14 protein-coding genes are annotated in these 11,750 nt (G+C 37.6%); 10 read left to right on the top strand and 4 right to left on the bottom strand.

Features of this window, described 5'->3' with window-relative positions:
* The 7 genes from AC075J_RS18210 to AC075J_RS18180 form a co-directional block, all read left to right on the top strand.
* Positions 1-551, top strand: a 551-nt coding sequence (locus tag AC075J_RS18210) for a hypothetical protein (RefSeq protein WP_476390593.1), incomplete at its 5' end; no start/stop codon positions are given.
* Positions 552-803: 252 nt separating this feature from the next.
* Positions 804-1,013 (top strand): hypothetical protein, encoded by a 210-nt coding sequence (locus AC075J_RS18205; RefSeq protein WP_044996666.1) that lies wholly within the window; start codon positions 804-806, stop codon positions 1,011-1,013.
* Positions 1,013-1,252, top strand: a complete 240-nt coding sequence (locus AC075J_RS18200; protein WP_025580006.1) for a hypothetical protein — start codon at positions 1,013-1,015, stop codon at positions 1,250-1,252. Before AC075J_RS18205 ends, AC075J_RS18200 begins: the two co-directional genes overlap by 1 nt.
* Before the next feature lie 397 nt (positions 1,253-1,649).
* Complete coding sequence (locus AC075J_RS18195; protein WP_025580004.1) at positions 1,650-2,099, top strand: phage holin family protein; 450 nt, start codon at positions 1,650-1,652, stop codon at positions 2,097-2,099.
* Between the two features lie 62 nt (positions 2,100-2,161).
* Positions 2,162-2,536 (top strand): hypothetical protein, encoded by a 375-nt coding sequence (locus AC075J_RS18190; protein ID WP_025580002.1) that lies wholly within the window; start codon positions 2,162-2,164, stop codon positions 2,534-2,536.
* Between the two features lie 17 nt (positions 2,537-2,553).
* Positions 2,554-3,231, top strand: coding sequence for a recombinase family protein (locus tag AC075J_RS18185; protein ID WP_476390592.1), 678 nt, complete (start codon positions 2,554-2,556; stop codon positions 3,229-3,231).
* A gap of 194 nt (positions 3,232-3,425) precedes the next feature.
* The gene (locus AC075J_RS18180; protein WP_465078682.1) at positions 3,426-5,108 is read left to right on the top strand and encodes an AAA family ATPase; all 1,683 of its coding nucleotides are present in this window, start codon (positions 3,426-3,428) and stop codon (positions 5,106-5,108) included.
* Positions 5,109-5,330: 222 nt separating this feature from the next.
* Here AC075J_RS18180 and AC075J_RS18175 read toward each other — a convergent pair whose 3' ends face one another.
* Positions 5,331-5,516, bottom strand: coding sequence for a hypothetical protein (locus AC075J_RS18175; RefSeq protein WP_025579998.1), 186 nt, complete (start codon positions 5,514-5,516; stop codon positions 5,331-5,333).
* 271 nt (positions 5,517-5,787) lie between these two features.
* Between AC075J_RS18175 and AC075J_RS18170 the strand changes: the two genes are divergently transcribed.
* The 3 genes from AC075J_RS18170 to AC075J_RS18160 are packed head-to-tail and all read left to right on the top strand — an operon-like array spanning position 5,788 to position 8,085.
* Positions 5,788-6,975, top strand: coding sequence for a CDP-glycerol glycerophosphotransferase family protein (locus tag AC075J_RS18170; protein ID WP_025579996.1), 1,188 nt, complete (start codon positions 5,788-5,790; stop codon positions 6,973-6,975).
* Positions 6,975-7,649: a glycosyltransferase family 2 protein gene (locus tag AC075J_RS18165; RefSeq protein ID WP_476390591.1), complete on the top strand. Its 675-nt coding sequence runs from the start codon at positions 6,975-6,977 to the stop codon at positions 7,647-7,649. The genes AC075J_RS18170 and AC075J_RS18165 overlap by 1 nt, the downstream gene beginning before the upstream one ends.
* Complete coding sequence (locus tag AC075J_RS18160) at positions 7,582-8,085, top strand: hypothetical protein (RefSeq protein WP_476390594.1); 504 nt, start codon at positions 7,582-7,584, stop codon at positions 8,083-8,085. The genes AC075J_RS18165 and AC075J_RS18160 overlap by 68 nt, the downstream gene beginning before the upstream one ends.
* Here the strand turns inward: AC075J_RS18160 and AC075J_RS18155 are convergent.
* The 3 genes from AC075J_RS18155 to AC075J_RS18145 are packed head-to-tail and all read right to left on the bottom strand — an operon-like array spanning position 8,075 to position 11,400.
* On the bottom strand, positions 8,075-10,498 hold the full coding sequence (locus tag AC075J_RS18155; protein ID WP_476390590.1) for a hypothetical protein: 2,424 nt from the start codon (positions 10,496-10,498) through the stop codon (positions 8,075-8,077). The genes AC075J_RS18160 and AC075J_RS18155 overlap by 11 nt on opposite strands.
* A 43-nt stretch (positions 10,499-10,541) precedes the next feature.
* Positions 10,542-11,030, bottom strand: coding sequence for a hypothetical protein (locus tag AC075J_RS18150; protein WP_476390589.1), 489 nt, complete (start codon positions 11,028-11,030; stop codon positions 10,542-10,544).
* Positions 10,984-11,400, bottom strand: a complete 417-nt coding sequence (locus tag AC075J_RS18145) for a restriction endonuclease (RefSeq protein WP_476390588.1) — start codon at positions 11,398-11,400, stop codon at positions 10,984-10,986. Before AC075J_RS18145 ends, AC075J_RS18150 begins: the two co-directional genes overlap by 47 nt.
* Positions 11,401-11,750: the final 350 nt, after the last annotated feature.

Here is an 11,750-nt window from a genome sequence, read left to right as displayed (position 1 = left end):
TATGGGAACAGGGAAAGCATCAGGATGCAGACGATATTTTTGAGTATATTATTACAACCTCTGAGCAAATGAGTTCGGATTATCTTCCGGATGTTGCAGACTTTTTGTTCAACTATGCACGTTGCTTACACGATCAAGACGAAGATGAGAAGGCGAAGGCTCAGTATCTGAAATGCATCAATATCTGGTCTGAAATGTCTGAGGATGGAAATAGAAAACTGGCCCTTGCACATCAGGAAATTGCGGATATTTTCTTTAGTGAGAATAATGCAGCGGACGCTCTTGAACATTATGTATTAGCTGAAAAGTTTAATGCGGAAGATTTTTATGTGGAGGTTGATGTACTTGACAGCGTAGCAGCGTGCCTGCTACTGTTAGACAAACCGGAGGAAGGAATTCAGAAATTTAAAGAATTGCTTGAAATATTGGTTAAGTATAAGGCGAACGACACAGAAGCAAAATTCCAGTTGTGTAATAATCTTTTCTGCATCATCGATGCGGAGTCTGAAGAAGAGATAGAATTGAGAGAAATGTTAAATGCAGCAGATTAAAGATGAACCTGCTACCGTAGAATATGTTCATAATTTCTTAACAAACCGAGAAGAAAAATAGCACACGTTTTATCACAGACAAATGAATAGGTTTCTGGCATAATTTGAGTAGTGAAAGCTACTTGAGCCAGAGGAGAACACCCATGGTTTAGGTTACGGCTTGAACTGTGGGTGCTTTTTTTATCCTACACAATAATGTACATTATGAACATATCATAAATTCTGCGAGATGTGTCTTGCTTGATAACCCCGATGGAAGCCGAAGAAAATGGCTGCCGTCTTAGTCCCAGTGCGTATGTTTCAGAAGAATATGACCTTGAGATAGGTGTGACAGATTTAGATTTAGAGGTCTTGATGTGTGAAAACAGCAAACTACAAGCAGAGCTTGAAGAAATTCAAGATGAGTTTGTAGAAACAATGGGAGAATTTATTCGACTTAAACAGGAATGGGAGGGCTGTTAATGGAGAAAAAATCAAACGAAATCAGAACTAAGCACAATAAACTTCACGTGGGGAACCGAGCAGAATTAAAAGGCTGTCCGGTGGCAAAAGTGACCCACAAAAAGAAAGATGATTATATGACATCGCTTGAATTTACAGAAGGAGTTTATAATCAGCCGATAAAGATGGTAACAATCTATTTTCAGGATGGAAGCATTCGGAATGAAACGCCGCTTACAGAAGCAAATATAGAATCATAGAAAGCTAGACAGTCACCTCTACAAGTATGTAGGCTGTCAGACCTGTGAGGATAACGAAAAAAGAATATATATCTTGTCGCCAACTGAGCGATGCCGCACTACCAATAAAGTAACGAGCATGAGCCGGAGCGAAATGTTTATGTGATGTATTGAGAATCAATGCAGATCATAGCATTTTGTTCCGGCTTTTTGTCGTTATATGGCAATACTTGTCGATGTGAGAATCGGCGAGTGTGTTGTTGGTGCGGTAATCCATGCTTTTGGCAAATAATTTTCCACAGCCTTTTCCTGATGCGCACAGGAAGGGACTGTGTTTTATATATAAGTACACATTTATCTTTGATCTAAAAACGGCCTTGTCTATTTTTATGCCTTAAAAGGCGGAAAGGACAGTAATATGCAGAATGTAATTGACAAGATTGAGCTGACTTTTGCAGCTCTGGATGGTTTTCTGGGATGGTTCTTCGGTGACCTTGACGGTTTCCTCTACGCACTCATCATCTTTGTGGTGATGGACTACTTTACAGGGATTTTAGCAGCAGGCGTGAAGAAGGAGCTTTCCAGTGCGGTGGGCTTTAAGGGCATCGCAAAGAAGGTGTGCATCTTCGTTCTCGTGGGTATTGCCAATATCCTGGATACGCAGGTTCTTCAGAACGGAACGGCGATTTGCACGGCAGTGATTTTCTTCTATCTGGCGAATGAGGGAATCAGCATTCTGGAAAATTCCGCAGCGATCGGAATCCCTATCCCTGCAAAACTGCGGGATATGCTCATCCAGCTTTCCGATGAAAAGAAGCTGCCGGGTAAGGATGAAAAGCCGGAAGATGACAACAAAACTGAGGAGTAAGTAAAAATGGGGCGGCGTGGAGACGGTTTTCTGCGCCGCTCCGAAATTAAGGAGGAATCGAGATGAGCCTGACAAAAGCTGTTTTAACAAGTCCGGACGAAAATCCATTCGGGAAGCCTGTGTATGTAAGGGGCGTTCTCTATCTGGATGATGTCCCGGAGGATGACAGTGCCAATGATGCCGGAGATAGCAGTGTGGACAAGCCGGGGGATGCTGACAATGAAGAACCAGAAAATGGTGGCGGAAACAATGACGCAGATCTGCCGCCGGAGCGGGAAGAAGCTCCCTCCGAATATGAAAATGACGGGAATACGGCAACGATTGGGTATGGTGAGCTGAAAACGCTTGGAGCTGAAAGCCGCTATGAAGAGATCAAGATGCTGAATGGTATGAAGGATAACGTCCTTTCTGTTGGTTTTGTGCTGTTAATTCCATAAGGAATTGCCTTGGCAGTGTGTCGTTTGGATGCACTAAGCTGATCCTTACCATCCTTTCCGCTTTGGCACAGGATGAAAGCAGATCCATCTCGGATAACATCCGCTGGTCCATCCAGAAGAAATTCCAGCGGGGTGAGGCAATGGTGGACTTAAGCCGGATGCTGGGATATGACAAGGGAGAGAACGGGGAATGGGTCATCAACCCGAAGCAGGCAGAGATTGTTCGATACATTTTTGAACGCTATGTGTGCGGTGTATCCGCAACTGCCATCTCCAAGGAACTCAATGCGATGGGGAAGAAAACAGTGCGGGGCAGCATCTGGAGGGCAGACGCAGTGCTGTTTATCCTCCGAAATGAAAAGTATGTGGGTGACTGCGAAAGCCAGAAAACTGTCACAAAAAACTTCCTGACCCATGAAGTCAGTATCAACGAAGGAGATGCACCAAAGTATTATGTGACAGACCATCATGTAGCAATCATTGACCGGCATACCTGGAATCAGGCACAGATGATGCTTTTGGGAGGAGAAGAAGCCAGGGATAAAAAAGAAAAGAAGCGCCGGGCAAACAATGCTTCCCCGTTTACAAACCTGACCTATGGGGTGGACGGCTGCAATGAGCCGATGTTCAGAATCGGCTATAACACACCGCTTTACACCTACACGGATGAGCGTTCCGCAAAGGCAGAACCGTAGCCGAGAGAATAAATGGAAAGCACTTTGTGGAAACTATGTCGGTGGAGTTCTTGGAGTTCCTCACGGACTGTTATCGGGTGGTGTATTACTGATAAAGATGTTTGATAAATTGTGAATTTACAGACAGTTCAGAATATAAACTTGCAATTCGCTTGCTATTTTTGCGTCGTTGTGGTAAATTATAAACATAATGGGTGTATTATACTCTTCGCCGAGTAAAGCACCGAACAGCTTGGCTGTTTATGCGAGACAGACGAGCTGGAAAGGAGAGTGCAAATATGGGACTCTATTTAAATCCAGGGAATGAAACATTTGCAGAACTTGTTCAAGCAGATATTTATGTCGATAAAACAGGTTTGATTGCATATATGAATGGCTGTATTGGAAAAGCAAAACATTTGATTGCGTCCAGCAGACCGAGAAGATTCGGGAAAACATTGGCTGCTCAAATGCTAACTTCATATTACAGTAAAGGTTGCGATTCCAGTGAAGTCTTTAGCAATCTTGAAATTGCAAAAGATAAATCGTTTGAACTGCATCTCAATAAGTATGATGTAATTAGTCTTGATATTCAGTGGATGCGTGGCGTTGCAATCGGAAAAATTCAAGAGGGAGAAAACACGACTGTATTAGGATATATACAGAGCGAGATATTGAAAGAACTTCGACAGGAATATCCTCAATATGTGAATGAAAAAGAAAATTCCGTTGCGGCAACACTTGCGAATATCAACCAAGAAACTAAGAAAAAGTTCATAATCATCATTGATGAGTGGGATTGTGTATTTAGAGAAGATAAGGAAAATCTTGCTTTGCAGTCTGAGTATATTAATTTTCTAAGAAGTCTTTTCAAGGGAGGCCCTGCTGATCGATTCGTAAAACTAGCATATATCACAGGTATTCTGCCAATCAAGAAATATGGTACACAGTCTGCTTTAAATAATTTTAGAGAACTTACCATGACCTCACCGGGAGGAATAGCAAAGTATATTGGATTCACGGAAGCAGAAGTTAAAGTGCTTTGCAAAGAGCATGATATGCCGTTTACAGAAATGAAGAAATGGTATGATGGCTATTATTTGAACCGGGTTGGTCATGTATACAGTCCGAATTCTGTAATGGAAGCAATCAATAACGAAGAATTTCAAAATTATTGGTCACAAACTGAAACATATGAATCACTCAAAGTTTATATCGAAATGGACTTTGACGGCCTAAAGCAGAGAATTGTGGAAATGCTGGGCGGAGCAAGAATCAAAATAGAAGTAGGTTCTTTCCAAAATGATATGACCACATTCCACTGTGCAGATGATGTTTTGACCTTACTGATTCATCTGGGATACCTTGCCTATGACAGCAAAACTGAAAAAGCATTTATTCCGAATGAAGAAGTCCGCAGTGCATTCGTTCTTGCAATCAGAAATAGAGGTTGGGATGAAGTTTACAAGGCAATCGAAAATTCAGAAAAACTTCTAAAAGCGACCCTTGCAATGAATGAAACAGCAGTAGCAAAAATGCTACAGGATGTTCATATGCAAAACAGCTCCAGCCTTGTGTATAACAATGAGGTATCGCTGGCAAGTATTATTCAGCTTGCGTATTACACAGCAGCAAAGGAGTACACAATCATAAGAGAACTGCCTGCCGGTGAAGGATTTGCTGATATGGTTTTCATTCCCAAACGAACCTCAAAGAAGCCGGCATTGGTTGTAGAACTGAAATGGGATAAGAGTGCTGAAGGTGCTATTTCCCAGATTAAAGATAAAAAATATGTTACTGCACTGGAAGAATACAAAGGAAATATCCTACTTGTAGGAATCAACTACGATAGGAAAACTAAGGAACATCAGTGCAAGATTGAAAAATACGAAATGTAAATAGTACAAAAATATCTTAGCCCACCATGTGAGCATCCAACTTCGTAATGATTTTACGGAGAAGGAAACTTACATGGTGGGCTATTTTTATACTGCCCGCTATACCACAGACAGCACCCAAGAAAAATCAAGGGTGCCACTGTGTCGCTTATGCGGGCAGTTTTCTGTTATGTAGTTTGAACTTTTGTAGTTATGCTGTGTTCAGACGGTGCGCCTGAGAATTCAAATTCCTAATCCATATAAAATCGCCTTTAACTCTTTTACAGTCCTTGTGAGAATTTCCTCTTCGGTAGCATTGCAGTCCAGCAGCAGACGGTGGAGTTCGGAGTCTGCCGTGGATACAGAGTGATGAAGGCTGTCTACCAAGAGATCATCTGTGGATACCTTGGTCTTGCCATAGGATATCACCGCCGTTTCTTTTATTGTACCATAAAACGGCAATAACAGCCAGAAATATTTGGCTAAATATCAATATGCCAGCACACTAGCAAATTGAGGAAAAGGCTGCAACTACAAACATTTTTCCGAAAATACTCTAAATCAAAACAATTTTTTTAGTACTGTATTTGTTAGTATGGAAAAACTTGGGAATATCTGGTATAATGAATAGCAGATAATTAGCAGTTATCCATTATCTCTAATTGTATTAAGGATATTCTTTTTCAGAGGAATGGTATACATGAAATCAAATCGCCTATTTATAAAAACCAAAAATAAAAAGATAGAGTATATGCAGGATAAAATTTTAGAATTACTATTTTATATTTTCAGAATATTTCCTGTTCAAAAAAGGAAAATTGTTGTTTCATGTTTCAAAAATCACGGTTATTGTGATAGCCCCAAATATATTATTCAACAACTGTTAAAATTAGATTGCACGGCAAACATAGTCTGGCTATGCGATTTTGAAAATCCACCTGAAATGCCAGCTTGCATACGTCAAGTTCCATATCATTCGATCCGGGGAATTTACGAACAGGTAACAGCTCAAATATGGATTTCTAATCGCCGCAAGTCACGATATGTTCGAAAGCGAAAAAATCAATATTATATCCAGACATGGCATGGTGGTGTTCGACTGAAAAATATGGAACGTGCAGCAATAAATAAGTTGTCCAAGAGGTATATTGATAGTGCAAAAAATGATTCTAAAATGATAAATTTATTCTTGTCTAATAGTGACTTTTCTACCTTTCTTATAAGAAGAGATATGTGGTATTCAGGAAAGATACTGCAAAAAGGACTTCCGCGAACGGATGTATTGTTAAACGGAGATCGTAATACTATAGCTAAAAAAGTAAAGTCTTGTCTATCAATTAATGAAGACAACAAAATATTATTATATGCGCCTACTTTTCGAGCGGATATGGGAGTTACTCAATACACACTACCATCCAGTCAAATATTGACAGAACTGGAAAACTGTACAGGCAATAAGTGGACGTTTGTCATTCATATGCATACAAATGTTTATAACCCCAAATGCTGGCCAGGGAATTCAGAAAAAGTAATAAATGCTTCATCTTATGAAGATGTACAGGAATTACTTATAGCAGCTGATTTTTTAATCAGTGATTATTCCAGTATTATTACAGATTTCGCATTATTAAATAAACCTATACTGATATATTGTCCAGATTTAGAGGATTATCTTTCGGACAGAGGATTTAATCAGGATTTTAATGCTTTGCCTTTTCCAAAAGCATATACAGTTTCTGAAGTTATAAATAAACTTCCAGCAGCTGTATCGCAAAAAGAAATAAATACATTGGATTGGATGAAGAAAGAGTATGGCCTGTGCGAAACCGGACGTGCTTCCAAAACAGTCGCAAATATAATAAAAAATGTACTGGAGGGAAAAGAATAATGCAAGGTCTTTCAACAATCATAACTTTTTATAATGGATTGTCTTCCTTAAAAATGTGTATCAATCTGCTGCAGGATGCATTAAAAGCAGAAGATATATATGAAATTATTGTCGTCAATGACAATCCAACCATGAATATTAACTTTTTAGAGGATGAATATTCTGTCCAGGTATTAAATATGCCGGAAAATAAAGGGTATGCAGCAGCCTGTAATTATGCTGTTGATCACGCACGGTATGATACATTGCTGTTTATGGATTGTGATATCTATCCAACAGGTAATTGGCTACAAAACATGAAAAAAACATATGCAGATATAGGGGAAAAGGGATGTGTATCCGCGACAATCTATGAAACAGATTCCGGAAACTTATTTGGATATGGTATGGGAATTTATGAAATTGATATTCTGTTGTTTCTTCGCCATGGAAAGCCTTCTGCATTCTCCCAAAAAGACCATGATGTTCCTCTTGTGTCTTCTGGCTGCATGATGATGAATCATAATTTATACCAGGAACTTGGCGGACAGGATGAAATGTGCATGAACATTCATTGCGATGTAGACCTGGCCTTTCGTGTTCGAAAAGCTGGCTATACAAAACAGAATGTGCGCAAACGCCAAAGTTTTTCACCGTGGACAGATTTCAGGACCTATTCGGACAGTACCTTTTAGACAAGATGTAAAAGCATATTTATTCAAAAAATGGGGCGATGAATTATATCAATTATGCAATGCTGAAAACTATTTAAAAGAGCTCTGGATGGAAGCAAATTATAAAAAAATATCGCAAAAAAGTGTCATTGTTGTAAGTTTTAGTAATTCGTTATACCGTGATAAATACATAAAGCTGTTCACACAATTGTTTGACATTTCCATTTTGCAATTTTTAGATATAAAAAATGTTACCGGCGCCACACACATTATTTTGCAGGAAAATGTAACCTGGGATATATGCCGATTAAATATTCCTATTGTATATTTTGCAGATGATTACAGATTATTGCTGGATAACTACTATTGGTTTACAAATCGTAATGAAGAGGATATTATTTTTGATAAAAACGGGAACCTGATGTACGGATCAGATTCCCTGGAAACTAATAGTTAAAGAATACATGTTTAAACTGTAAAGGCCAATAGCCGTCTGTCAAGATGTTTTCGCTCCCAGAGATAAGCTGGTTGTAGTAAGAAGAGAGATTATCGAAATAAGCCTTTTCAAACAGCTTATCTCTTTTTGATGTATCCCCCAAAATATTATAAATGAATAGCAAATTGTAGATTAGCGGCTTGTGTGTTATCGGGGAGACCTTGAATTTTTGATAAAGAGCATATGCCTGTTCAAGTTCTTCCTTAGCTGGCACATATTTACTTTGCAGAATGTAGGCAGCGCCTAAATTTGTATGCAGCTTTACTATTCCATCTTTATTCACCCTTTGAGCGGAAATTACAAGATCCTTTTGCCATGTGGAAAATGCAGCTTCAGCTTTATTACTGAAATATTGAATAATTCCTAATAAATTTCTGCTTTTTATTTCCATTGCTGTTCCATTAATTTCAAGTGCACGGTTCAGTGCCAAATCTGCCAGATACTCTGCATCCTCCAGCTTATCTGTTAGTAAATCCACAAAAGCTTCCTGCGCAAGAATTTCAGCACTTCGATTGATGGTTGCTTTTTCAGAAATGTGTTTTTCTACCGCTTTGCTAAAATATAGAATTGTATTTTCCTTATCTTCATAGGCACGATAATAAATATAAGCTTTGTCTGAATAAGAGACACTTTCCCACTGTGGTTCTTTACATTCTTTCGCTATTTTTAATGATTCATCAATTGACAATAATGCGTTTTCTATATCATTTATCGCTAAATATACGACAGAATACCGATTGTACATAATGAAATCATAAAAGTTATTCCGTCCTTTATACTTCTTGAAATAATCTAAGACGATTAATGCATCGTCATAATCCGCTGCTGAAATACAGGCATTTGAGTACCTGTGAAAGAAACGGCAGGTATCAATGGACGTAAATTCCGAAATACTGTATTGCTGCAATATTTTATAGGCTTTCTTATAATAATATACGCTTTGAGACAAATCCTGATAAATTCTGTATGCGTCTGCCACTGCATAGTAGACATGAAATTTTGCTCCTGCATCCATAAATTCTGCAAAGGGGTTAGGCACTGATTCTTCGGAAGCATCCTGAGTTTTCGGAACATCTTTTAATAGCTCTGTGCCAATATGTATGACTGCCTGAAAATTTCTTTTGTCACATTCGCTTGAGATAGAAGATATTCCAAACCTGACAGCTTCTTCATATTCGGAAGCGCGTATATAACAGTCAAAAATTGCTGTTGTCCTAAGGTTGGATTTGTACCAGGCATTTTCATTTAGCCACTTAATAATTTTCAGAGAAAGCGAGCGGTCATTCTGATAAAATTGGTACCCTTCAAAATATCTGTAAATATTGTCATGGTAAAATACAATTTTAGGGTATTTATCCATGTACTTAAAAAATAAAGATTGACTTAATTCAAATAACATATCACCGTCTATATTTAAACTAGCCAAAAAATCAACAGGTGTTTCTCCTCCAAAATACAATATTGACTTCACAACAACTTTAAATGCATCGAAATATCCCAATGTGGTATCAAAAGAGAATTTTTTATGCATTTGCAGTTGGAAGCGTTGATCGATAATTTCCTTGCTTTTTACAGGTACTTTATTTATAAAGTTTTCAATTTCTTCTTTTTTTGAAGGAATCACCATATTATGTGTTGATATATTAATTAAATTCTGGTCATAAAACCAGTGAATCAGCATAATAATATCAAATGGTCGTTTTCCGCTTTTGTTTAATAGCAGGCGCGTAAAATAATCAAACCCTTGCAAATTGGGAATAGCATGATAATACAATGTTTTCGCATCATTGTTCTGCATTTCACCGCAAGTATACACATACGAAGCCACGTCTTCGTATTCGTTTATTTTAGCCAAAAATTCATTTACAAATCCCTGAGAGTCAAGAGGCACAATTTCTGTATTTGTGCCTAAAGAAAAAATCACTTCAGGAAAACATTCCTGTAAATGTGCAATCAGGAAATATATGATATCCAGAGTTTCTTTATCCAGACATTGTAAATTGTCTATTGTCCAAATTAAAGAAACTCCGCCTACTATATTACAAGAGAAGAAAAGAAGTGCCTCTTTCAGATAATATAAGATATCAGGATCTAATTTCTTATGAAATACAAAAGAAAAAACTGCCTCACTTACTTTTGAGTTCCCATAATATTGCTTGATTATTTTAGAAAAATCATCTAATGTGCAGCTGATATTTCCAGTGCCATAAGGTAACCCCAGACAAGCACATAAAAATTCTCTTAAAATTTCAAATCCGTTTTGTTTTTTTGCATCGCAATATAACGTCTGAAAATTATAACTTTTAGCAGAATTTATTATTTCAGACAATAGCCGTGTTTTTCCTGTTCCTGATTTCCCAGTTATATTAAGCATATAAATTGGGCTGAATCCGTTGCCCTTCAGAAGCGGAAGAATTTTACTGCTTAAGAAATTCTGTACATTCTCTCCTACCAATGGATAGTAGATGAGTTTTGTTGGATCTGATAAATCCTCCGGGAACTTTTTTGGAATATGTATGACCATTGCACTTATATTTTAAAGTAAGTGCGGGTATATGCTTCACGGTGTAAGAGCTTAATACTTCAGCGCGTATTTGTATAACACGGTTACTTCCCTGCAGCATATTAAAACAATTGTGGATTTCAGGAACATGAAATATAATATCTGCCATTTTCGGTAATGTGCAGGTTACATCTGAAACAGTTGCACTATACAAATTAGTCAGATAAATATCAATGTAAAAAATATTATCTCGTTGCAATACGAGTTCCGATTCTTCTGTATATTTCTCCGTATCTTCAAATACACTAAAAAAACGAGATATTCTTAAATCATTTTTTATTATTTCATTTGATTTTTCAAAACCATATTGAAAACGTGGAAGAATTGATAATTCCTGATACATGACGGTTCCCATATATGAAAGTGACAGAAAAATTATGCTTGGCAGCAACTATGGAAACATGTTTAACCGCATTTCTGGTAATATCACTTGTAGAGAAATAAATCAGCTCATTAATTCCTTTTGAAATAACCAAAATAACATTTTTAGATATTTTCTCAAGACCAAGGGCACGATTGTGCCTCTTGCATTCAGCCCATATTTCATAGGGGACATCCTGTGCAGTTCCTACAATGTCTTTTCCACCATCTTTTTTCAAACGCGTACCGTGTATGGTAATATTTTTGTTTTTATAATGCAAGGTCAGGTATTCCGTGCAAAGCTGTTCAAACTCCTCGTCTGTAAGGCTGTGTATATATTGCTGGATGTTCATTTGTATTCATCTCCATAGGAAGTAATGGATAACTGCTAATTATCTATTATATTTGTGGATACCATGGCAAAGATAACAGTAAATTCTTTTGCTTGCTTTACATGTGTGTGGTATACTTAAGCTACAGTGAAATGAAGAAGTACATAGCAGTAATTCAGACAAGAGATTCAGTGTTTATTCAGTGCGGAAGATAAAGAGGTTATATGCTTATGAGAATCGTTACACAGGCCATCAGGGTGATTGATTATGAAAACAATAAAATTTCAGCAAGAAATATTATGCCAAAGTTTGGGGAGTATATTGAACAGTTGATTTCTTACATAAATGGGAATGTTTCTGTAAGGGAATAC

The organism is Blautia sp. ZXY-1-C6 (assembly GCF_056339875.1).
This window is presented reverse-complemented; position numbering and strand designations above follow the sequence as displayed.